This is a genomic window from Agathobacter ruminis (assembly GCF_002735305.1).
Classification (GTDB): domain Bacteria; phylum Bacillota; class Clostridia; order Lachnospirales; family Lachnospiraceae; genus Roseburia; species Roseburia ruminis.
This window is the reverse complement of sequence record NZ_PDYG01000003.1, coordinates 54,752-78,595: the sequence shown is the minus strand read 5'-3', so window position 1 is coordinate 78,595 and position 23,844 is coordinate 54,752. Positions and strand designations below refer to the sequence as shown.

Sequence of the window (23,844 nt, the reverse complement as noted above, 5' to 3'; positions counted from 1 at the left end):
CTTTCAGATGCGAAAATCTAATTTTAAGATGAAATGAAATTCAATATAAGAGTACTGAATGTTATAAAAGACAGATATAACAATATGTTATAAAGCTTATGAAAAAGTACGATATTCAATTTGGTTGAAAACCCTGTTTTATTGCTTTAATATAGTACATGATAACTTTATGATAAAGAGAGGTATAGGAATATGGAATTTCATGTTGGTGTGATTTCCGGAGACGGAATTGGACCGGAAGTCGTGTCTGAAGCAAAAAAAGTGCTTGATGGAATCGGAAAGAAATTTGGCCATCAGTTTCAATATACAGAGATTTTGATGGGAGGATGCTCAATCGATGCAACCGGCGTGCCGCTTACGGATGAAGCAATTGCTGCAGCCAAAGCAAGCGATGCGGTTTTGATGGGTTCCATCGGTGGCAATACCGCAACCAGCCCATGGTACAAACTCGCTCCGGAATTGAGACCGGAAGCAGGACTGCTGAAATTGCGCAAAGCATTGAATCTGTTCGCAAATTTAAGACCGGCATATCTGTATAAAGAACTGTCTGCTGCATGTCCGCTTCGCGCAGATATCATCGGAGACGGTTTTGATATGATGATCATGCGTGAATTGACAGGCGGATTGTATTTCGGAGAGCGCCATACAGAAGAAGTAAACGGCGTGATGACTGCTACCGACACACTGACCTATACGGAAGAAGAAATTCGCAGAATTGCAAAGCGTGGTTTTGAAATCGCGCAGAAGAGAAGAAAAAAGGTTACATCCGTTGACAAGGCTAATGTGCTTGATTCCTCCAGATTATGGAGAAAGATTGTCGAAGAAGTCGCAAAGGATTATCCGGATGTTTCCTTTGAACATATGTTGGTAGACAATTGCGCAATGCAATTGGTAAAAGATCCAAAGCAGTTTGATGTCATTTTGACAGAGAATATGTTTGGAGATATTTTGTCAGACGAGGCAAGTATGGTAACCGGATCAATCGGAATGCTTTCCTCTGCCAGCTTAAATGATACCAAATTCGGACTCTATGAGCCAAGCGGTGGATCCGCACCGGATATCGCAGGACTGGGCATTGCCAATCCGATTGCAACCATTCTTTCCGCTGCGATGATGCTTCGCTATTCGTTTGATCTGGACAAGGAAGCGGATGCAATCGAAAATGCGGTCAGAAAAGTGCTCGCAGACGGTTATCGTACCGGAGATATCATGCCTCAGCCAGGAGAACCGAATGAGGGAATTACAAAAGTAAATACCGCTCAAATGGGCGATTATATTTTAGAGAGAATCTAACAAAAAAGGAGAGAGAGCTATGATCAGTGATAACGCGAAAGCAGGAATGCAACAGGCTCCGGCTCGAAGCTTATTTAATGCTTTGGGTTTTACAAAAGAAGAATTAAAGAAACCAATGGTCGGCATTGTCAGTTCCTATAATGAGATTGTGCCAGGTCATATGAATATTGACAAAATCGTCAATGCAGTCAAGCTTGGCGTTGCAGAAGCAGGCGGTGTGCCGGTAGTCTTCCCTGCAATTGCAGTCTGTGACGGAATTGCAATGGGACATGTGGGAATGAAATATTCCCTTGTAACCCGTGACCTGATTGCAGATTCCACAGAATGTATGGCGATTGCACATCAGTTTGATGCACTTGTTATGGTGCCTAACTGTGACAAAAACGTACCGGGTCTTTTGATGGCTGCAGCGCGTCTGGATTTGCCTACAGTATTCGTATCCGGCGGTCCTATGCTTGCAGGACATGTAAAAGGACAGAAACGTTCCCTTTCATCCATGTTTGAGGCAGTTGGCTCATATGCTGCCGGAACCATGACAGAAGAAGATGTCGATGAATTTGTCGAGAAGGTTTGTCCGACCTGCGGATCCTGCTCGGGAATGTATACCGCAAACTCCATGAACTGTCTGACTGAGGCACTTGGTATGGGATTGCGCGGAAACGGAACCATTCCGGCTGTATATTCGGAGAGAATCCGTCTTGCAAAACATGCAGGTATGGCTGTTATGGAACTCTGGAAGAAGGGAATTACCGCCAGACAGATTATGACAAAGGATGCCATCATGAACGCATTGACCGTTGATATGGCTTTGGGATGCTCAACCAACTCCATGTTGCATTTGCCTGCAATTGCACATGAGATCGGATTTGATTTTGATATCAGTTTTGCAAACCCAATCAGCGAGAAGACACCGAATCTTTGTCATCTTGCACCGGCAGGCCCGACCTATATGGAAGACCTGAATGAGGCCGGCGGTGTCTATGCGGTTATGAATGAATTGGCAGAAATCGGACTGATCAATACCGATTGTATGACGGTAACCGGTCAGACCATGGGCGAGAATATCAAAAATGCAAAAAATCTCGATCCGGAAGTGATTCGACCTCTGGACAATCCATATTCAAAGACGGGTGGACTTGCCGTATTAAAGGGCAATCTTGCACCGGACGGCTCTGTGGTTAAGCGCTCTGCCGTTGTTGATGAGATGCTGGTACATGAAGGCCCTGCAAGAGTATTTGACTGTGAAGAAGATGCCATTGCTGCAATCAAGGGCGGCAAAATTGTGGCAGGTGATGTCGTGGTGATTCGATATGAAGGACCAAAGGGCGGCCCTGGTATGCGCGAGATGTTAAATCCAACTTCCGCAATTGCCGGTATGGGACTCGGAAGCTCTGTTGCACTGATTACCGATGGTCGATTCTCAGGCGCAAGCCGCGGTGCAAGTATCGGACATGTTTCACCGGAAGCTGCAGTCGGCGGACCGATTGCTTTGGTGGAAGAGGGCGATATCATCAAGATTAATATCCCTGCCATGACAATTGAACTTGCGGTATCGGACGAAGAACTTGCTGCAAGAAAAGCAAAATGGCAGCCGCGTGAGCCTAGAGTGACAAGCGGATATTTGAGAAGATATCAGGCAATGGTAACTTCCGGTGCGATGGGAGCTATCCTGAAAACACCTGAAATGTAATAGAAACGTAAATGAGAGGACAAATCATGCAATTGACAGGATCACAAATTTTAATTGAATGTTTAAAAGAGCAGGGAGTGGATACCGTTTTTGGATATCCGGGCGGTGCAATTTTAAATGTTTATGATGAACTTTATCTTCATCCTGAAATAAAGCATGTTCTGACAAGCCATGAACAGGGAGCCAGCCATGCAGCGGACGGATATGCCAGAAGTACGGGCAAAGTCGGTGTATGCTTTGCAACAAGCGGACCGGGAGCAACCAATCTTGTGACCGGTATTGCAACCGCATATATGGATTCCGTTCCAATGGTAGCAATTACATGCAATGTTGGTGTATCGTTACTTGGAAAGGACAGCTTCCAGGAGATTGACATCACAGGTATCACGATGCCGATCACCAAACATAATTTTATTGTCAAAGATGTTACAAAACTTGCGGATACCATTCGCCGTGCATTTTCGATTGCCAGAAACGGCAGACCGGGTCCGGTATTGATTGACATACCAAAGGATGTAACCGCAAATAAAACCGATTACAAAAAAGCAACCATTGATTTCACCAGGAAACTCGAAGAAGTGGATATGGATTCGGTTGAGGCTGCTTTGAAATTGATCAAGGCGTCCAAAAAGCCATATATCTTTGTCGGCGGCGGTGCTGTAATCTCGGAAGCAAATGCAGAACTGAAGCAATTCGCAGAACTTGTGGATGCTCCGGTTTGCGATACGCTGATGGGAAAAGGCGCATACGACGGCACTTCCGTGCGCTACAGCGGAATGCTCGGTATGCATGGAACCAAAGCATCGAACCTTGGTGTCAGCAAATGTGATTTGCTGATTGCAATCGGAACACGCTTCTCGGATCGTGTACTCGGAAATGCAAAGACCTTTGCAAAGAATGCGAAAATTTTGCAGATTGATATCGATCCTGCGGAAATTAACAAAAATGTTGTTGCCTTCAGCTCGGTTGTGGGTGATGTCAAGCAGATTCTGACCATCATCAATGAGAAGCTTGAACAGCAGAATCATAAGGAATGGGTAGAATATGTGGAAAATCTCAAAGAACAATTCCCGTTATCCTATCCGAAAGAGGGACTTTCCGGTCCGTATATCATCGAGAATATCTTCGAACAGACAAAGGGCGATGCCATTATTGTGACAGAAGTAGGCCAGCATCAGATGTGGGCGGCACAATATTACAAATATAAGAGCCCGCGTACACTGTTGACTTCAGGCGGTCTCGGTACCATGGGATATGGACTTGGTGCATCCATTGGTGCACAGACGGCAAATCCGGACAGAACGGTAGTCAATATTGCCGGCGACGGATGCTTCCGTATGAATCTGAATGAACTTGCAACAGCATCAAGAGAACAGTTGCCATTGATTGAGGTCATCATCAACAACCATGTGCTTGGAATGGTTCGTCAGTGGCAGACATTATTTTATAACAAACATTATTCTGCAACCGTTTTGGATGACGGTGCGGATTATGTAAAAGTAGCAGAAGCGCTCGGCTGCAAGGCAAAGCGCGTTACTACCCAGGAAGAATTTGAATCGGCATTTGCGGAGGCTCTTTCCTCAAAGAAGCCTTATGTAATCGATTGTATTATCGATTCCGACGACAAGGTTTGGCCAATGGTTGCACCGGGCAAGCCAATTAATGAAGCATTTGACGAGGCAGATTATAAAGCGAAAAACAGCTAGGAGGATATGAAAAAATGAGCAGAGTTTACAATTTTTCCGCAGGACCGGCAGTGCTTCCGGAGGAAGTATTGCGTGAAGCCGCCGATGAGATGATGGATTACAAGGAATCCGGAATGTCTGTTATGGAGATGAGTCATCGTTCCAAAGTATATGATGATATTATCAAAGAAGCAGAGCAGGATTTGAGAGATCTGATGCAGATTCCGGATAACTACAAAGTGTTATTCCTTCAGGGTGGAGCAAGCCAGTTCTTTGCAGAAGTTCCGATGAATATGATGAAGAACAAAAAGGCCGGATATATTATCACCGGTCAGTGGGCAAAGAAGGCATTTGCCGAGGCAAAGATTTACGGTGAAGCCGTAGAACTTGCAAGCTCTGCTGATAAGACATTTTCTTATATTCCGGATTGCAGCGATTTGCCAATCACTGATGATATGGATTATGTTTATATTTGTGAGAATAATACCATTTACGGTACCAAATTCCGTGAACTTCCAAATACCAAGGGCAAGACTCTGGTATCGGACGTATCTTCCTGCTTCCTGTCTGAACCGATTGATGTATCCAAGTATGGTGTGGTATACGGCGGTGTACAAAAGAATATCGGACCGGCAGGTGTCGTAATCGCAATTATTCGTGAAGACCTGATTACCGATGATGTGCTTCCGGGAACACCGACCATGTTGAAGTGGAAAACACAGGCAGACAACGATTCTCTTTACAATACGCCACCATGCTACAATATCTATATTTGTGGCAAGGTATTTAAGTGGATCAAGAAGATGGGCGGCCTCGAAGGAATGAAGAAGCACAATGAGGAAAAGGCAAAGATCCTTTATGATTTCCTTGATGAGAGCAAACTTTTCAAAGGAACCGTAGAAAAGAAAGACCGTTCATTGATGAATGTTCCGTTTGTGACCGGTAATGAGGATCTGGATGCAAAATTCGTAAAAGAAGCTGCTGCTGCAGGCTTCGTGAATCTGAAGGGACATCGTACCGTCGGAGGAATGCGTGCGTCCATCTACAATGCAATGCCGAAGGAAGGCGTTGAAAAACTGGTTGCATTTATGAAAGAATTTGAACAGGCAAATGCGTAAGCGAAAGGAGTATCATACATCATGTTTCAGTATATGTGCTTAAACCCAATTGCAGGTGTGGGATTAAATCTGTTTTCCAATCAATATGAAAAAGTAGACGATATCAAAAATGCTGATGCGGCACTGGTTCGCAGCGCGGCAATGCATGACATGGAATTGGGCGATCGCTTACTTGCCGTAGCAAGAGCCGGTGCCGGAGTGAACAATATTCCGCTTGACAAATGTGCAGAGCAGGGAATTGTTGTATTCAATACTCCGGGAGCCAATGCAAACGGTGTAAAAGAGCTTGTATTTGCCGGAATGCTTTATGCATCCCGCGATATCGTAGGTGGAATCGACTGGTGTCTGAAAAACCAGGACGATGAAAACATCGCAAAGACTGCCGAAAAGCAGAAAAAGAATTTTGCAGGTACAGAGATTCAGGGCAAGAAGCTCGGTGTCATCGGACTTGGAGCGATCGGTGCCCTGGTTGCAAATGCAGCAATTGAACTTGGCATGGAAGTATATGGTTATGATCCTTACATTTCCATTCAGGCAGCATGGAGCTTAAACCGCAGCGTAAAGCATGTGACCAATGTCGAAGACATCTACAAGGAATGTGATTTTATCACCATTCATGTACCGCTTTTGGATTCCACCAAAAAAATGATTGATGCAAAGGCAATCAGTCTGATGAAGCCGACTGCAATTGTATTGAATTTCGCACGTGATCTGCTTGTGGATGAAGAGGCAATTGTCGATGCGCTTTCAGCCGGCAAATTGCGCAAATATGTTTCTGACTTCCCAAATCCAACCACAGTTGGTGCAAAGGGATGTATCGTAACACCGCATCTTGGCGCTTCCACAGAAGAGTCAGAAGACAATTGTGCGATTATGGCAGTTCGTGAAGTGAGAGATTATCTGGAAAACGGTAATATCGTTCACTCCGTAAACTTCCCGGCAAACAACATGGGCGCCTGCACGACTGCAGGAAGAATCGGAATTCTTCACAAGAATGTAGCCGGAATGATTGCACAGTATACCACCATTCTCGGTGCTGCAAATGTCAATGTTGCAGACCTTTCCGACAAAGGAAAAGGAGATTATGCATATGCATTGATCGATGTGGATTCTCCGGTAGATGAGGAGACCATCGCAAAATTGCGTGAAGTAGATGGGGTAATCCGTGTTCGTGTGATTAAATAACAAACGCTAGACCGGCCTGTAGTATTCAGGCCGGTTTTTTCATAAGGAGAGGAACCATGGCAGATATCAAACCATTTGCGTGTATCAGACCAACAGAGAATATGGCATCCGTCATTGCGGCTTTGCCATATGATGTATATAACAGAGCGGAAGCAAAAGAAGAAGTTAAAAAACATCCGGACAGCTTTCTGGCGATTGACCGCGCGGAAACACAATTCGATGATTCCGTGGATACCTACGATGATCGTGTATATCAAAAAGCGGCGGAGCTGTTTCACGAACGGCTTTCGCAGGGCAAATTCATACGGGACAATCAACCGTGCTATTATCTTTACGAACTGACAATGGACGGCCGGGTGCAGACAGGTATCGTAGCCTGTGCATCCATCGATGATTATCAGAATTCCATCATCAAAAAACATGAAAATACAAGGGCGGACAAAGAAGTGGACAGAATCCGCCATGTGGACAGCTTAAGCGCGCAGACAGGTCCGATTTTCCTGGCATATCGCGCCAATCCTGTCATCCGTGAGATTGTACAAAAGACGAAAACACAGGCACCTTTATATGACTTTTGCGCGGAAGACATGATTACGCATCGCGCATGGAAAATTGACGACGAAAATGATGTTTTTGCAATTAAACTTGCATTTGAGAACATGAATGAAATATATATTGCGGATGGACATCATCGTGCAGCGAGCGCGGTAAAGGTAGGATTAAAGCGCAGAGAGCAGAATCCGGATTATGATGGAACGGAAGAATTCAATTATTTTTTGAGTGTATTATTTCCCGATGACGAATTGATGATTATGGATTATAATCGTGTTGTAAAAGACTTGAACGGGATGACACCGGATTCTTTTCTGGCCAAAGTAAAGGAACTGTTTTCTGTGACAGAATTACCGGAAGCGGCTCATCCGACGCAAAAAGGCAATTTTACCATGTTTCTTGATCATAAATGGTATTCCTGCCAAATGCCTGACTGTAATCAGGACGATCCGGTAGCGGGACTTGATGTGTCTGTTCTGCAGGAGAAACTGTTGCAGCCCCTACTTGGAATCGGGGATCCCAAGACAGATCAACGAATTGATTTTGTCGGCGGAATCAGAGGCTTAAAAGAACTCGAGCGTCGTGTCATGACGGATTGTGCGGTTGCCTTTGCCATGTATCCGACTGCCATTGCGGAACTGTTTGCTGTCGCAGATGCGGGTAAACTGATGCCACCGAAGTCAACCTGGTTCGAGCCAAAACTCAGAAGCGGATTATTTATTCACGAAATCTAGGAGGAATCGGTCAAGTGTTATTATTATTGGATTCATCAACTCAGACAGAGCTGATTGATAAGGTGAAAGAACCGGGTGTGATTGTACAATATTTCAAGAATTCCATCCCGTTTTTGCTTTCTTTTGCAATTCAGGTTGTTGTTGCGATTCTGATTTTGCTGATTGGAGGCAAGCTCATTAAATGGGTGGTTAAACTGGTGCGCAAATCACTCGAACGCAGTCGCATTGAGGAGAGTGTATCGGGATTTCTGGGCTCGCTGATCAAATATGCATTGTATTTTGTGCTGATTATGGTTATCCTGTCCCAATTTGGTCTGACTACGGGATCTGTTGTGGCAGTACTGGGATCTGCCGGCCTGACACTGGGATTGTCATTCCAGGGCAGTTTGTCCAATTTTGCAGGCGGTGTGCTGATCCTGCTGCTAAAGCCATTTAAAATCGGTGATTATATTATGGAAAAGGCAACCGGGCTCGAAGGTACTGTCAATGATATTACAATCTTTTATACCAAGCTTACGACAGTTGACAATAAGGAAGTCTATGTGCCAAACGGAACTTTGTCCAATACAAGTATTGTGAATCTGACCAGAAATCCAACCAGACGTGTGGAAATCAAGGTGTCGGTTGATTATCATACCGATTTGAAAAAGGCGCGTGCAATTCTCGAAAATGTTGCGCGCAAACATGAACTGGTATTGAAGGATGAACCGATTGTCGCATTTGTATCAGAGCTGGGGGACAGCGGAATTGATATGGAATTGCGTGCATGGAGTCAGACCGAAAATTACTGGCAGGTGAAGTGGGATTTGACGGAAAATGTAAAAAGTGCATTAGAAGAAGGTGGAATTACCATCCCATTCCCACAATTAGATGTGAAAATTAAACAATAATTTTTAAAAGTATTGCAATTAAATGTACAATATGTTAAATTAACTATGTTGTATTTTTAGTTTTTTAGGAGGTTTTTAGAAATGAAACAGGGAACAGTAAAGTGGTTCAATGCCAAAAAGGGTTACGGTTTTATCACCGATGAAAGCGGAGAAGAGATTTTCGTACATTTCTCAGCAATCAATTCCGAAGGATTTAAGGAATTGAAGGATGGCGAAAAGGTTGAATACGAAGTCGTCGATGGAGAAAAAGGACCGCAAGCGGCAAATGTATCCCGTTTAGGAGCATAAAAGTTGAATCAGTAAGAAGCTATCGTATGATAGCTTCTTATTTTTTTGAAAAGGGTACAAAAAAAGGCAGAATTGTAGTAAGATGAAGTATATGTTTTTTGGAGGATGATAGATGATAAACTGGAATCAATTGACAGCTTATGAGCTGCTGAAAGAAGAGAATCTTGCAGATATTTCATCAAAAGGATATCTGCTGAGACATAAAAAGAGTGGAGCCCATATTGCATTGGTCTCCAATGATGATGACAATAAGGTATTTTCAATTGCTTTTCGTACACCGCCATCAGACGAGACAGGTGTGGCACATATTACAGAGCATACAACGCTTTGTGGATCTGCCAAATATCCGCTCAAAGATCCGTTTGTGGATTTGGTAAAGGGATCGCTCAACACATTTCTGAACGCAATCACTTATCCGGACAAGACGGTATATCCGCTTGCAAGTTATAACAATCAGGATTTCAAAAATCTGATGGATGTCTACCTTGATGCGGTGTTCAATCCTATGCTTCTGAAGGAGCCGATGATTTTCGAGCAGGAAGGTTGGCATTATGAACTGGAGGATGAAGAAGGCGAGCTGACCATCAATGGTGTGGTATATAACGAGATGAAGGGCTCATATTCTGACCCGGATGGCATTCTTTATCATGAGATTTTGAAGGCGCTTTATCCGGATACTGCATATCGAAATGATTCTGGTGGTAATCCGCGTGCAATTCCGAATCTGACTTACGAAGATTATGTCGCATTTTACAAGAAATATTATCACCCATCCAACTCCTATATTTATTTGTACGGAGATATGGATATTGAAGAGCGTCTGCTTTATCTGGACCGCGAATATTTGTCAAAATATGAGATGCTGGAGATGAATACTGCCATGAAATTGCAGGCACCGTTTTCAAAAACCTGTGAGCTCGAAGGTGATTATTCGGTAGCCTCAGACGATTCTACCGACAAATCCACTTATCTGAGTTACAGCTGGGTTGTGGCGGATGCGTTGGACAAAAAGCGTCTGATGGCAATTGAAGTACTTGAGAGTGCCTTGATCAGTTCACCGGGGGCACCGGTTGTCAAAGCTCTTTTAGATGCAGGAATCGGCTCGGACGTATATTCGGATTCCAATAACGGATTGCGTCAGGCATCTATTTCCGTGGTCGCAAAAGGTGCGGAAGCGTCAGAAAAAGACCGCTTTGTTTCCATTGTGCGCGAAGTGCTTGAAAAGCAGGTGAGAGAGGGAATCAATCATGATGCATTGCTTGCTGCAATCAACAGCAGGGAATTTCATTTCAGAGAAGCAGACTTCGGTCGCTTCCCGAAGGGATTGTTATATGGCCTTTCCGCATATGACGCATGGACTGTGGATGAAATGCAGCCATTTCTGTTCATGAATCAGCTGGACATCTTTGCGGAATTAAAAGAAGAGATCAGCACAGGATATTTTGAGCAGATTGTCAAAGAACAGTTCCTGGATAATCCACACAGTGCAATTCTTGTTTTGAAGCCGAATCCCGGGAAATCCTTGCGTGAGGAAGAGGCATTGCAAAAGAGCCTGCAGGAGTACAAGCAGACACTTTCCCGGGAACAGATTCGGGAGATTGTGGAGCATACCAAAGCGCTGCACGAATATCAGGAGACTCCGTCTGATGAAAAATACAAAGATTGTCTGCCGATGCTGACACGCGCGGATCTGCGTGAAAAAGCAATGGAATTCAAAAACACGGAAGTGTTCGAGGATGGCATCCCGATTGTCCATCATGAATATGATTCCAACGGAATCGATTATGTGACCATGCTGTTTTCCGTGGAAGACCTGCGGCCGGAGGATCTCTCGTTATATCGCATGTATCTTTCCCTGCTGAGCTACATGGATACAGAACATTATGATTACAATACATTGTCAAATCAGATCAATATCTATTCCGGCTCAATTGCATTCCGCCCTTACAGCTACACGGATTCAAGAACCGGAAAACTGATGCACAAACTGGCAGTCAAATTCAAAACACTCGAAGAGAATTTTGACAAGACGTTGGAATTGATTGATGAGATCATTTACAAAACAGATTTTTCCGATGTGAAGCATTTGCTTGAACTGGTAAGACAGTCCAAATCAAGACTGCAAAGCGATTTGTCGTCCTCTGGCAACAGCACCGCAAGTACGCGTGCACTGTCCCATTTCTCGGAGGGTTATCGCCTGATGGAAGAGATGAACGGAATTGCCATGTATCGTGCAATTGTCAAAATGGAAAAACAGCTTGAATCCGATCCGCAGAGCTTTATCGATCAGATTCGCTATCTGCATGAGAGAGTATTTGCAAAAGACCGTCTGATGATCAGCTTTACCGGAAAGCAGGACGTATTTGAGCGTGCGCTTCCGATTTTGCGTAAACATCTCGCCTTGCTTCCTGACACATCGGAGAAGATGACGGGGGGCAAATTTGACTTTGAGAATGTAAAAGAAGGATTCACGGATGCGTCACAGATTCAATATGTCTGTCGCGCCGGTGATTTTAAAGCGCATGGATATCAGTTCTCAGGATATCTTCGTATGCTTAAAATGATTTTAAGCTATGATTATCTGTGGACCAATGTTCGAGTTCTCGGCGGTGCATATGGCTGCTTTGCCAATTTCACACGTGAGGGAGAGGGCTATTTCGTCTCGTATCGTGATCCGAATTTGTCCAAGACCAATACCGTTTTTGAGGGGGTTCCGGAATACCTGAAGAATTTCGACCCGGATGAGAGAACAATGACAGGCTATGTCATCTCGACATTTGGTGCTGTTGATACCCCGATGGGAGCGGAAGCAAAAGGAACCCGATCCATGAATGCATATCTGACAGGAATCTCTTATGAGCAGGTACAGCGCGAACGAAGCGAAATTTTACATGCATCCGCGGAAAATATCCGTGCACTTGCACCGCTGGTACAGTCGGTTCTTGACGACGGTTATTTCTGTGTTGTCGGAAACGAAAAGAAAATTGCAGAGGAAAAAGACTTATTTACGCATATCGAGAAGATGTGTGAATAATCAGAGGCAGAAAATATGAATGAACAGTTTAAATCCGGTTTTGTAACCATTATCGGCCGTCCGAATGTCGGAAAATCAACCCTGATGAATCGCCTGATTGGACAAAAAATTGCAATCACATCCAACAAACCGCAGACGACGCGCAATCGTATCCAGACGGTTTATACGGATGTTGAAAAAGGACAGATTGTTTTTCTGGATACACCGGGAATTCACAAAGCGAAAAACAAGCTTGGCGAATATATGGTCAATGTCGCAGAGAAAACATTAAACGAAGTGGATGTCGTATTATGGCTTGTGGAGCCGACAGATTATATCGGTGCCGGCGAGCAGCATATTATCGAACAATTGAAAAAAATCAAGACACCGGTCATCCTGATCATCAACAAAGTGGATACGGTAGACCGTGAAAAAGTTTTTTCGTATATCGATGTATATCGAAAGGTGTATGATTTTGCGGAAATCATTCCGACTTCTGCTTTGCGTGGCCAGAATATGGATGATGTCATTGATTCCATTTTCAAATATCTGCCTTACGGACCGATGTTCTATGATGAAGATACCATCACCGATCAGCCGGAGCGTGCAATCTGCGCCGAGATTATCCGCGAGAAAGCATTGCATGCTTTAAACGATGAGATTCCGCATGGAATTGCAGTTGCAATCGATCAGATGAAGGAGCGCAAAGACGGCGCTTTGATAGATATTGATGCGACCATTGTATGTGAGCGCGACAGCCATAAAGGAATTATCATCGGCAAGCAGGGCAGTATGCTCAAAAAAATCGGCTCCAATGCGCGTTATGAGATGGAGCGGCTGCTTGATACCAGGGTAAATCTGAAGCTTTGGGTCAAGGTAAAAAAAGACTGGCGTGACAGCGATTTTCTGATCAAAAATTTCGGTTATCGCGAAGACGAATAAAATTGGAATTGATATGAGTGACAGCATTATTGTAACCGGCATGGTATTGACTTCTATGCCGGTTGGTGATTATGACAAGCGAATAACAATTTTGACGCTGGATCGCGGCAAAATCACGGCATTTGCAAGATCTGCGAGGCGGCCGAAGAGTGCTTTGGTCGCCTGTACCAATCCGTTTGCCTTTGGTGATTTTGAACTGTATCCCGGCAAAAATGCATATACACTTGTCAAGGCGGATATCAAAAATTATTTTCGGGAATTGACGATGGACCCTTTTGCGGCTTATATGGGGTTCTATTTTTGCGAGTTCGCGGAATACTGTTGCCAGGAAAACAATGACGAAAGGGAAATGCTCAGGCTGTTGTATCAGTCCTTGAATGCTTTGAAATCAGGGAAATATGACAATTCCTTTGTCCGCGCGGTCTATGAGGACAAGGCCCTGACCATTATCGGCGAAGGTGCAAATGTATTTGAATGTGTCGCGTGCAAAAAGAAATCGCCGCTGGTCGCCTACTCTCAGGAAAAAGGCGGACTGCTCTGCGATGAATGCGGCAAGACACATAAGAATCAGATTTCTGATGCGACGCGTTATACCCTGCAGTATATCGCCGGATCGTCAATTGAAAAATTATATTCTTTTAAGGTGACGGACGAAGTCCTTGCGGAACTGATTCATGTCGTGGGATTGCATTACAGCAAAATGATTCGTCATTCGTTTAAATCTCTTGAAGTTATGCGCGAGCTTACTTGAAATCACAGCGCGAAATGTGTATAATAACTTGAACTTTTAATTAGAGATAGAGGAGAAAACAATGAAAAAATTTCTGTGCCTCACACTTTGCGTGATTCTCTGTTTGGGAATTCTTACAGGGTGCGGGAAAAAGTACAATGTGTCTGACAGCACAATCTTTGTAGAAAAGAAAGGTGCGATTGTTGCAACGGATGTGCAGACATTTGATGCATCAAAATATAGCGAGGAAGACCTCGAAAAATTTGTCGATGAGCAAATTGATGCTTATAATGAAAAAGCCGGAGATGACGTGATTTCCTTAAAATCACTCGAGGTGGAAGAAGGCGTATGTACATTGGTAATCAAATATGATTCCTATGAGCATTTTGCCAAATTTAACGGTTATGAGATCTTTGTGGGATCTGTTGCCGAAGCACTTGCGGCCGGATATACCTTTGATGATGTTGCATTTGCAAGCGTTAAGGATGAGACTGCCACAGAGTGCGACAAATCTTCCTTCATGGATTCTGATGAAGATTACAAAGTTGTGATTTTTAAGAATGAGCCATACAGTGTTCATACCTATGGCGATGTGCAGTTTGTTTCAATCGAACATACCAAGATTGTAGATGAAAATACCATTTCATTTGCTCTGGGAAATCATTTGCAGGGAACCAAGGCGCCTTCCACCGAATCTACGGAGCAGGCAACCGAAACAACGGAAAGCACAGAAGGAAATTCTGCAAGCGATGGTTCTGTAACCGATGAGGAGCTTGAAGGAGAGGGCGAGACTTCAACCGAAGAAATCGTATTCCCGTTTGACGAGCAGCCGAAGGACGAGGACATCGCAGAATCACTTGGATATGTATATATTATTTTTAAATAAATGAGTAGGAGATATTAAAATTATGGAAAAGACAATGGACAAGATTGTTCAGGTGGCAAAAGCAAGAGGTTTTGTATATCCGGGATCCGAGATTTACGGCGGTCTTGCAAACACATGGGATTACGGAAATCTTGGTGTGGAACTGAAAAACAATGTGAAAAAAGCATGGTGGAAAAAATTTATCCAGGAAAATCCATACAATGTCGGTGTGGACTGCGCGATTCTGATGAATCCACAGACCTGGGTTGCTTCCGGACATCTTGGTGGATTCTCCGATCCGCTTATGGATTGTAAGGAATGCCATGAGCGTTTCCGCGCAGACAAGATCATTGAAGATTATGCTGCAGAAAAAGGAATCGAATTAAAGTCTTCCGTAGACGGATGGAGCAATGAGGAGATGGTTGAATTTATTGAATCCAACAACATTCCATGTCCTTCCTGCGGCAAGCATAATTTTACCGATATCAGACAGTTTAACCTGATGTTTAAGACATTCCAGGGTGTTACAGAAGATGCAAAGAATACGGTATATCTTCGCCCTGAGACTGCACAGGGTATTTTTGTAAACTTCAAGAATGTACAGAGAACTTCCCGCAAGAAGGTTCCGTTTGGAATCGGACAGATCGGAAAGTCATTCCGTAATGAAATTACGCCGGGTAACTTTACCTTCCGCACCCGTGAATTTGAGCAGATGGAGCTGGAATTCTTTTGCAAGCCGGGCACACAGGATGAATGGTTCTCTTACTGGAGAGGGTTCTGCCGTGACTGGTTACTTTCTCTTGGAATCAAAGAAGATGAGATGAGACTTCGTGATCATGATCCGGAAGAATTGTCATTCTACTCTACAGGAACCACTGATATTGAATTCCTGTTCCCATTTGGATGGGGTGAATTATGGGGAATCGCAAGCCGTACAGACTATGATTTGACCCAGCATCAGAATGTATCCGGACAGGATATGACTTATTTTGATGACGAGCTGAACCAGAAATATCTCCCATATGTAATCGAGCCGTCACTTGGTGCTGACCGTGTGGTTCTTGCATTCCTTTGTGCTGCATATGACGAAGAGAACATCGGCACGGAAGAAAAGCCTGATGTGCGTACCGTAATGCATTTCCATCCGGCACTTGCACCGGTTAAGGTCGGTGTACTTCCGCTGTCCAAAAAATTGAACGAAGGAGCAGAAAAAATCTTTGCAGAATTAAGCAAATATTACAACTGTGAATTTGATGATCGCGGAAATATTGGTAAAAGATACCGTCGTCAGGACGAAATCGGAACCCCTTATTGTGTAACTTATGATTTCGATTCTGAAAATGATGCTTGCGTAACAGTACGTAATCGTGATACTATGGAGCAGGAGAGAATTAAAATTGAAGACTTAAAAGCATATTTCGATGAGAAACTTGCTTTTTAATGCATTTCGAAGTTGGGAATTTTGGAAGGCGGACAAATGTCCGCCTTTTTTTCGTATTTTTTCTGTTTCTATTTTTTCGATACGGTCACATGTAGGTCACACAAAACATATTACCTAAAAAAATTGTCTCAGACCTATTTACTTTTTCAGAAAAAATGCGATATTATATGCTCGGTTTCGAAATGAAGGGGCAAACACCAAGATGAAACAAAAAGATTTAAAAAAATTATCCAGAAGCGAATTGTTGGAAATGCTTCTTGACCGGAGCAAAGAGGTGGAACATTTGCGAAAGGAACTTAGCGAATTAAAACAAAATGTTGCTTCGTTGGAGGAGGAGTTAAACAATTCAGGCAGGATAAATGATGTCATTACGAAACTTGAAACAATGGTTGCGAAAAACGAAAAAGAATAATCAAAAACATAAGAAGCAGGAAACAACGGAAGATACCATCGTTCAAATCCTGACCGATGAAGAGGACTTTGATGATTTACGAGTCAAAGACTTGCGGCAGGAATTGCGAAGGGTCAAATATAATCAAAAATTTATCGGATCGTTGTTTAATACGATTGGAACACTGATTGTTGCGGCAGCACTTGCAATTATCATATCCAACGTATTTATGCCGGTGCTTCAGGTGACGGGCAACTCTATGGCACCGACACTCGAAGAGGGGGAAATACTTTTGGCAAACAAAAATGCCAAGTTTAATACCGGCGACATCATTGCTTTTTATTATAACAACAAAATTTTAGTAAAAAGGGTAATTGCTACGGCAGGGGATTGGATTAATATATCAGCGGACGGAACCGTCTATGTAAATGATATTGAAATCGATGAGCCGTATTTGATTGACAAAGCATTGGGTGATTGCAATCTTGATTTTCCGTATCAAATTCCGGAGTCAAAGATTTTTGTGATGGGGGATCATAGAAGCGTATCACTCGATTCTCGAAATTCAAACATTGGTTGTATTTCGGAAGAGCAAATTGTTGGCAGGGTTGACTTATGCATCTGGCCATTATCGGGAGTGCGTAAAGTCAATTAGGAGAAGGCATATAATGTAAAAGGGGAGGGGAGTTTCTCGTGAATCAGGATATCGAGCGTCTTGGAAGTGTAAGATTACAGCGTCACAAGAAACGAAATATTTGGATAAGTGCAGTTGCGGCACTTTCTTGCATAGTACTTGCAATCTCATTGTACTCTTTAATCAAACCCGCATCAGCATCGACAAGGGATTTAAAACCTTATCTGACTGCGGTATATGAGAGAGGCGACATTACTTATGATCCAATCAACGATTATTATATCGGTGATTCCATGGATATTGAGTTTAAGTTGCCGAAGGGTACACTCTCAGCGGACAGCAAGGATTATTCATACACCTATCCGAACGGGATCAGTATGGATCAATCATTGCTGGACACGAATTATATTCTTTATGATTCAAACAATATCACAGCAGGAAGTTACAAATTCATAAAAAACAACAACGGCTCTTATTCGGTATTGCTGTCATTCAATGACAAATATGTCGCGAATCTAAACGGTGGAGCGGTTCAGGGATCTGTCTATTTTGCGGGAATTTATTCCAAGCAGACCGTGGAGAACAATGACAAGATTCATGTGCAATTCACGGACAACCTGAGCATCGATATTCCGTTGAAACAGGTGACCACAGAATACGATCTGCAGGTTGATAAGAGCGGAACAGTGGCAGATGACAAAAACAGCATTACTTACAAAGTAATTGCTTATTCGGTTAACGGAACACCTGATGTCATTGCATTCCAGGATGTCTTGAAATTGAGCGGAAGCGATAATATGTCTGCCAAATTCGACAGCATCACGGTAAAGAAAGCATCCATTACTCAAAAAGAGGGTGGTGGCTACACAGTCACAAATATCGGAGAACAGGTTAAGGTAAAGGCTGAGACTTCTAAAAATTCGGATGCTACGAAAACGATTTCGTTAACACTGCCAAAGCTTGAAGCGGCCTCTAAATCATCGGATGGAAAGACGCTAGTCTGCAACGGATATGAGATTACATACAAGTATACGTTGAATGTACCGACGGATACCACACTGACCGGTCGAAACGATGTTAAGATTTCTTCCTTCGACAAAAAGAAGGGTAAATATGTGGAAGATAGCGATTTCTATTCCTTCCGCATCGACAAGAGACTGGATATTAAGAAAAGCGGATGGAATTCAAACGGCAGAGGCGTATGGAGCATTTATGTAAACTCCAATCGCGTGAATATCGCCGGCATGGAATTAAAAGATGATATGTTCCATGGATATGACATCAAAGATTTTACGGTTTCGCCGAATAATGGATACGAATACATTTATGATCGCAGCCGCAATATCACAGGAATTCGATTCAAGGCAGTTAAGAACGGACAAAACACACAGGCGTATACCATCAATTACAACACTGAGCTGGCAAGCGACACAGAACCGACTGTCAACAAGGTAACGATTGAGGGCAAAGAAGCAACCGCAACGGTTTATCCGTATCATGAAGAAGAACATCATGATGATCCGGAACCTGGCGACAAGACAACGGTCGAAAAGCAAAATGACGGGGCTTCAATTTCGGCAGATATGAATACGCTGACGCTGGAGTGGTCGACAAAGATTACATCTTCGTCAAACGGATTGCCAAAGGGCGCATTGATTCGTGATAATCTGAGCATTTGGAATGAATGTCGTCAGTATTTCAGCTACGATCAGCTCTTAAACATTTATCAGATGCTGCAAAATTCAGCGCCTTGGGCAGGCAAAACCGACAGGTTCCGTGTCTATGCAAACAAGCGTGACTTCTCAGAATGGAGTAGACAGGTCAACTGGTCTGATTTGACCGAGAAATTCTGTGAAGAATATTATGTTTACGGTTTCAGCTTTGAGTTGACGGATGCAATTGCATATTCCCCGAGTGGATTGGAACTGCATTATTTCTCAAGCGTAGATTTGTCAACTGCCGCAAACAGACAGGAATTCAATAATACATTTGATGTGGATGGCGCATCTGCATCAGCGACCTATACTTACCAGAAGGCATCATTCAAAAAGACGGATGCCGACGGCAATGAAACTGACAGCGAAGTGGTGGATGACAGCGGCAAGCTGACCTGGGTTGTCGAAGCAAAGCTTGATTCCCTTCAGGGATATGACACCGCAACGATTACAGATTATCTGCCGACGGGAATCTCTCTTGAATCTGTGGACATGGAAGTCGGATGGATGAAATGTTCGATTGATTCGATTCCGCAGGATGGCAACATCGTGGAAGGCAATATATTCAAGTACTCGAGCGATGAGAATGTGCATTATCAGTTTGGATTTGACAAAGATAGCGGACAGGTGGTCATCAAGCTTTCACGCACCAATGATCAACCGATGGATTTTAATTCCAAGATTCGCATCACATATCATTGCAAGGTAAAAACGGATCGCATTGAGAATTACAAAAAGGGAAATAAATATTCATTCACTAACTATGCAACCATTCAAATGGGCGATCTGGTTTTGGAAGGATCACAGACACAGTGGTGGAAAGAAGAATATGAAGTCGTGAAAAAGACCGGAACATGGGATTCATCGGCACAGCGAATTCATTATTCCATCAAGATCAATGAATATGCAGATGATCTGGTTGCGGGAAGCGACACATTGCAGCTGGAAGACATTTTGTCTTATGCGATTGACAAAGATGATGAAGACCGTACGGTCTCACTGGTACAGGATACGGTTAGGCTCTATGTCTGCAAGATCGGTTCCGACGGCACGATTACAAAGAATGAGATGACGAATTGGAACTGGGAATATGAGTCCACTGAGTATTCCGCTGATGTGACCGGTGATGTCGATCGCCATGTCAACAAGATTACAGCGACGATTCCTGACAGCACCTTCCTGATTCTGGAATATGATTATATTCTGGCAGGAAACTTTGAGAGTGTAGAACATCCGACACTGGGTGTGAAGAATACGGCAACCATTTCCGGAACATCATATATCTCGATTGATGACAAGGAAGAATATGAATGGTCCAAGTCAACACATAATGCGGTTGTATCCGGAAACTTCCAATATACCTTCTACAAGGTTGAGAAAGCAAACTTCGGAAATGCTTTGAAGAATGCGAGATTCACATTGTTTGAATACACTGACGGATCGAATGATATCGATACGCGCAAAGTATACAAGACAAATGAATTCGGAACATTCAGCATTCATTACCAGACAGAGGATGAACAGCAATATGCATTCAAGAAGGACACTTTGTATTATGTGATGGAAACAAAGGCTCCGGACGGATATGAACTGCCGGCAGAACCGGCCCGCTATTATTTCTTCTTCAGTGACAGAGATAAGATTGATTTGCCGAGCGGTATTCGCGCAATTAATCTCCTGAAACATGGCGGAAGTGAGTATGTAGTCAATGATATCAAACCGATTTCTATCGAAGTGGAAAAAATCTGGAGAGATGGAGACGGTAAAGCAACCCAAAAAACGGATGTGTCCGAAATTGTTTTGGACCTGCATCGCATTGATACCTATTATTCCGACAATGATCCAAATGCAAATCGCGATCTGATCATTGCTCAGAATATCAAAATACAGCCGGATGCAAATGGCTATTGGCATTATGTATTCGACAACCTGAATCGTTACTGTTACCACGAAGTGGATGGGGTGCAGAAAGCATTCCCGTGCAAGTATTATGTGGAAGAGCGATCGGTACAGGGGTATGAATGGGTAACCTACGGATTCGACGGAATCAGTCCTGAGACTGCGATTGTGACCGGTAAGATTACGCTGGTCAACAAAGCAATCCAGTACGAACTTCCGGAGACCGGAGGAATGGGAGCGGCAAAATGGCCAATCCCGCTTGGTATTGTTTTTGTTCTGATCGCATCGATCGGAATTGGGTACAAAGTTGGTAACAAAAAAGGATAAAGAAAAGGAGAATCAGACATGAAAAAGTTTACCAAAGTTCTTGCCTTTGCACTTGCAATGGTACTTACGTTGGCAATGACATCTATGGTCTTTGCTGACACCACAACAAACGGTAATTATTCAATTACCATCAAGAATGATGCAGAAGGACACACCTATGAGGCATATCAAATCCTTGCCGGTGATCTTTCGCAGGACGGAACCACACTTTCAAATGTAAAATGGGGAAATGGCGTAGACCAGACAAAAGTAAAAACATTAATCAATTCCGGATCAGCAGATGATTTTGCAAAAGCACTTGGCGAAATTACATCAAAGTCAGCAGAAGCTGATGCAGCTGCAGCTAAAATCGGAAAGATTCTCAATGCATCCAATGCATATAAGTCAGGAGATTACAACAAAGGCACTTATACCATTTCAGGTCTTCCATCAGGATACTATCTTGTAAAAGATATGGACGGAAGTCTCGATCAGAAAGATGGTGATGCATATACTTTATACATCATGGAAGTTGTCGGAAATGTAACTGTGAATGCAAAGTCTGACACTGTTACCGTTGAAAAGAAGATTAAAGATGTCAATGATACTACCGGAGAAACCTCTGACTGGCAGGATTCCGCTGACTATGACATCGGCGACAGTATCCCATTCCAGTTAACAGGAACCTTGCCATCAAATTATGCCAACTTTGATACTTACTACTATGCATTCCACGATACCGAATCAAACGGACTTACCTTCAACAATGATGCAGTGGTATATGCAGTAGAAGGCAAAACCGAAACCGTAATTGATGCAAGCTCTTATACAGTAACAACCAGAAATGACGGATTTGATATTGTATTTGCAGATTTAAAGAAGATTACTTCAGTTAACAAGAATACCAAGATTGTTGTTCGTTACACTTCTACACTGAATGAAAATGCTGTAATCGGCGCACTTGGAAATCCAAACGAAGTATATCTTGAGTACTCAAACAATCCAAATAACGATGGACATGGAAAGACCAACAAAGATGTAGTTATCGCATTTACCTACAAGGTAGTTGTAAACAAGGTTGACCAGGACAATGAGCCACTTGCAGGTGCAGAATTCACATTAAAGAAAATTCTTGCAGACGGCACTGAAAAAGTGATTGATGTAATCACAACAGAAGAAGGTACCGTATTTACATTTAACGGCCTTGATGATGGTCAGTATGTATTGAGCGAGACCGTGACTCCGGACGGATTCAATACCATCGATGATATTACATTTACCGTTACCGCAGATCATGAAATTTTATCAGATGATCCACAGCTCACAGATCTTGCTGCAGTTGCAGACGGTGGAGTTGTAGAATTCACCGTTACCAAGACTGACGGTATGATCGACGGTGGTCTTGTAACAGATATCGTAAACCAGAAGGGTTCTATCCTTCCTTCAACCGGTGGTGCAGGACGCGTTGCAATCTATCTGATTGGTGCAATCCTTGTACTGGGTGTTGGAGTAGTTGCTGTATCAAAGCTTCGTGCTAGACAGTAATTTTTAAAAGTTTTAAAATGATTATTGTGTTCTGCGGTTCATTCCGCAGAACACAATAATAAATACAGCCGTAAGGAGAATTCTATGAAAAAAAACTGGTCCATAATAGTATTAATTGTATTGGGCGTTCTAGGATTGTCCTTATTGCTGTATCCGACTTTCTCTGATTGGTGGAATTCCTTTCATCAATCCAAAGCAATTGCAGCATATACGGATGCGGTCGACGAATTGTCAAATGAAGAAGCCACCCGGATGTATGAAGAGGCAAAAGCATATAATGAAGCTTTGCTTTCCAAGACAGACCGTTGGGAAATGACAGACGAAGAATATCAAAAATATGAATCCATTCTGGATGTGACCGGAACCGGAATCATGGGATATGTTGAAATACCAAGTGTCGACATCTCATTGCCGATTTATCATGGACTGTCGGAAGAGGTCTTGCAGATTGGAGTCGGTCATATCGAAGGCTCCTCCTTTCCGATTGGCGGTCGCAGCACACATTGTGTGCTTTCGAGCCATAGAGGATTGCCATCCGCAAAATTGTTTACCGATATTGATCAGATGGTGGAAGGAGATATCTTTTTCCTCCATACACTCGGGAACACACTGACCTATCAGGTGGATCAGATCAGAATTGTGCTTCCGGAAGAATTGAATGAATTAAAAATCGAATCGGATAAAGACTACTGTACATTGGTTACCTGTACACCATATGGAATCAACTCGCATCGTTTGCTTGTACGGGGACACAGAATCCCGACTTCGAAGGCAAATGCCGTAATCGTTTCGGAAGCAAATCAAATCAATCCGCTTCTTGTATCGGTTTTTGTAGGAGTCATATTATTGATTATTTATAGCGTGATTGCAGTCATTGTAAAGCGCAAGATTATAAATCGTTTTCGATGAATGTTTAGTGAGAAGGGAG

Annotated in this window: 18 protein-coding genes; all 18 read left to right on the top strand. The window is 43.2% G+C overall.

The features are described 5' to 3' along the window. Nucleotides 1–192: 192 nt before the first annotated feature. The 18 genes from leuB (at nt 193) to CSX02_RS01060 (ending at nt 23,825) form a co-directional block, all read left to right on the top strand. Nucleotides 193–1,293: a 3-isopropylmalate dehydrogenase gene (gene leuB / locus CSX02_RS01145; RefSeq protein WP_099385315.1), complete on the top strand. Its 1,101-nt coding sequence runs from the start codon at nt 193–195 to the stop codon at nt 1,291–1,293. Nucleotides 1,294–1,312: 19 nt separating this feature from the next. Beyond that, on the top strand, nt 1,313–2,983 hold the full coding sequence (gene ilvD, locus CSX02_RS01140; RefSeq protein WP_031543160.1) for a dihydroxy-acid dehydratase: 1,671 nt from the start codon (nt 1,313–1,315) through the stop codon (nt 2,981–2,983). A 26-nt stretch (nt 2,984–3,009) separates the two neighbouring features. Continuing rightward, nucleotides 3,010–4,689 (top strand): biosynthetic-type acetolactate synthase large subunit, encoded by a 1,680-nt coding sequence (ilvB, locus tag CSX02_RS01135; RefSeq protein WP_099385314.1) that lies wholly within the window; start codon nt 3,010–3,012, stop codon nt 4,687–4,689. Between the two features lie 14 nt (nt 4,690–4,703). Then, the gene (serC, locus tag CSX02_RS01130; protein WP_099385313.1) at nt 4,704–5,786 is read left to right on the top strand and encodes a 3-phosphoserine/phosphohydroxythreonine transaminase; all 1,083 of its coding nucleotides are present in this window, start codon (nt 4,704–4,706) and stop codon (nt 5,784–5,786) included. Nucleotides 5,787–5,807: 21 nt separating this feature from the next. Further along, nucleotides 5,808–6,971 (top strand): phosphoglycerate dehydrogenase, encoded by a 1,164-nt coding sequence (locus CSX02_RS01125; RefSeq protein ID WP_099385312.1) that lies wholly within the window; start codon nt 5,808–5,810, stop codon nt 6,969–6,971. Nucleotides 6,972–7,027: 56 nt separating this feature from the next. Then, nucleotides 7,028–8,257: a DUF1015 domain-containing protein gene (locus CSX02_RS01120; protein WP_099385311.1), complete on the top strand. Its 1,230-nt coding sequence runs from the start codon at nt 7,028–7,030 to the stop codon at nt 8,255–8,257. A gap of 14 nt (nt 8,258–8,271) precedes the next feature. Further along, entirely contained in the window at nt 8,272–9,147 is an 876-nt protein-coding gene (locus CSX02_RS01115; protein WP_242970389.1) for a mechanosensitive ion channel family protein, read from the top strand. Nucleotides 9,148–9,228: 81 nt separating this feature from the next. Next, nucleotides 9,229–9,435, top strand: a complete 207-nt coding sequence (locus tag CSX02_RS01110) for a cold-shock protein (RefSeq protein WP_031543172.1) — start codon at nt 9,229–9,231, stop codon at nt 9,433–9,435. Nucleotides 9,436–9,547: 112 nt separating this feature from the next. Beyond that, entirely contained in the window at nt 9,548–12,469 is a 2,922-nt protein-coding gene (locus CSX02_RS01105; protein ID WP_099385310.1) for an insulinase family protein, read from the top strand. A gap of 15 nt (nt 12,470–12,484) precedes the next feature. Next, nucleotides 12,485–13,390: a GTPase Era gene (gene era / locus CSX02_RS01100; RefSeq protein ID WP_099385309.1), complete on the top strand. Its 906-nt coding sequence runs from the start codon at nt 12,485–12,487 to the stop codon at nt 13,388–13,390. A gap of 13 nt (nt 13,391–13,403) precedes the next feature. Continuing rightward, nucleotides 13,404–14,141 (top strand): DNA repair protein RecO, encoded by a 738-nt coding sequence (gene recO, locus CSX02_RS01095; RefSeq protein ID WP_099385308.1) that lies wholly within the window; start codon nt 13,404–13,406, stop codon nt 14,139–14,141. 61 nt (nt 14,142–14,202) lie between these two features. Next, entirely contained in the window at nt 14,203–15,006 is an 804-nt protein-coding gene (locus CSX02_RS01090; RefSeq protein WP_099385307.1) for a hypothetical protein, read from the top strand. Nucleotides 15,007–15,028: 22 nt separating this feature from the next. Next, nucleotides 15,029–16,426: a glycine--tRNA ligase gene (locus CSX02_RS01085; protein ID WP_099385306.1), complete on the top strand. Its 1,398-nt coding sequence runs from the start codon at nt 15,029–15,031 to the stop codon at nt 16,424–16,426. Between the two features lie 202 nt (nt 16,427–16,628). Further along, complete coding sequence (locus tag CSX02_RS01080) at nt 16,629–16,838, top strand: hypothetical protein (RefSeq protein WP_051637871.1); 210 nt, start codon at nt 16,629–16,631, stop codon at nt 16,836–16,838. After that, nucleotides 16,816–17,472, top strand: a complete 657-nt coding sequence (gene lepB, locus CSX02_RS01075) for a signal peptidase I (protein ID WP_242970388.1) — start codon at nt 16,816–16,818, stop codon at nt 17,470–17,472. Before CSX02_RS01080 ends, lepB begins: the two co-directional genes overlap by 23 nt. Nucleotides 17,473–17,510: 38 nt before the next feature. Further along, nucleotides 17,511–21,392 carry a SpaA isopeptide-forming pilin-related protein gene (locus tag CSX02_RS01070; RefSeq protein ID WP_099385304.1) on the top strand — a complete coding sequence of 1,294 codons (3,882 nt, stop codon included), beginning with the start codon at nt 17,511–17,513 and terminating at the stop codon, nt 21,390–21,392. A gap of 18 nt (nt 21,393–21,410) precedes the next feature. Continuing rightward, nucleotides 21,411–22,916 (top strand): isopeptide-forming domain-containing fimbrial protein, encoded by a 1,506-nt coding sequence (locus CSX02_RS01065; protein WP_099385303.1) that lies wholly within the window; start codon nt 21,411–21,413, stop codon nt 22,914–22,916. An 84-nt stretch (nt 22,917–23,000) separates the two neighbouring features. Then, complete coding sequence (locus tag CSX02_RS01060; RefSeq protein WP_099385302.1) at nt 23,001–23,825, top strand: class C sortase; 825 nt, start codon at nt 23,001–23,003, stop codon at nt 23,823–23,825. The last annotated feature ends 19 nt before the right edge of the window (nt 23,826–23,844 follow it).

What these genes read in the sequence shown, in the direction of transcription:
- CSX02_RS01065 (WP_099385303.1), top strand. Translation starts at nt 21,411, where the DNA reads ATGAAAAAGTTTACCAAAGTTCTTGCCTTTGCACTTGCAATGGTACTT.
- ilvD (WP_031543160.1), top strand. Translation starts at nt 1,313, where the DNA reads ATGATCAGTGATAACGCGAAAGCAGGAATGCAACAGGCTCCGGCTCGA.
- leuB (WP_099385315.1), top strand. Translation starts at nt 193, where the DNA reads ATGGAATTTCATGTTGGTGTGATTTCCGGAGACGGAATTGGACCGGAA.
- CSX02_RS01085 (WP_099385306.1), top strand. Translation starts at nt 15,029, where the DNA reads ATGGAAAAGACAATGGACAAGATTGTTCAGGTGGCAAAAGCAAGAGGT.
- CSX02_RS01105 (WP_099385310.1), top strand. Translation starts at nt 9,548, where the DNA reads ATGATAAACTGGAATCAATTGACAGCTTATGAGCTGCTGAAAGAAGAG.
- CSX02_RS01080 (WP_051637871.1), top strand. Translation starts at nt 16,629, where the DNA reads ATGAAACAAAAAGATTTAAAAAAATTATCCAGAAGCGAATTGTTGGAA.
- CSX02_RS01125 (WP_099385312.1), top strand. Translation starts at nt 5,808, where the DNA reads ATGTTTCAGTATATGTGCTTAAACCCAATTGCAGGTGTGGGATTAAAT.
- CSX02_RS01090 (WP_099385307.1), top strand. Translation starts at nt 14,203, where the DNA reads ATGAAAAAATTTCTGTGCCTCACACTTTGCGTGATTCTCTGTTTGGGA.
- serC (WP_099385313.1), top strand. Translation starts at nt 4,704, where the DNA reads ATGAGCAGAGTTTACAATTTTTCCGCAGGACCGGCAGTGCTTCCGGAG.
- era (WP_099385309.1), top strand. Translation starts at nt 12,485, where the DNA reads ATGAATGAACAGTTTAAATCCGGTTTTGTAACCATTATCGGCCGTCCG.
- recO (WP_099385308.1), top strand. Translation starts at nt 13,404, where the DNA reads ATGAGTGACAGCATTATTGTAACCGGCATGGTATTGACTTCTATGCCG.
- CSX02_RS01110 (WP_031543172.1), top strand. Translation starts at nt 9,229, where the DNA reads ATGAAACAGGGAACAGTAAAGTGGTTCAATGCCAAAAAGGGTTACGGT.
- ilvB (WP_099385314.1), top strand. Translation starts at nt 3,010, where the DNA reads ATGCAATTGACAGGATCACAAATTTTAATTGAATGTTTAAAAGAGCAG.
- CSX02_RS01060 (WP_099385302.1), top strand. Translation starts at nt 23,001, where the DNA reads ATGAAAAAAAACTGGTCCATAATAGTATTAATTGTATTGGGCGTTCTA.
- CSX02_RS01120 (WP_099385311.1), top strand. Translation starts at nt 7,028, where the DNA reads ATGGCAGATATCAAACCATTTGCGTGTATCAGACCAACAGAGAATATG.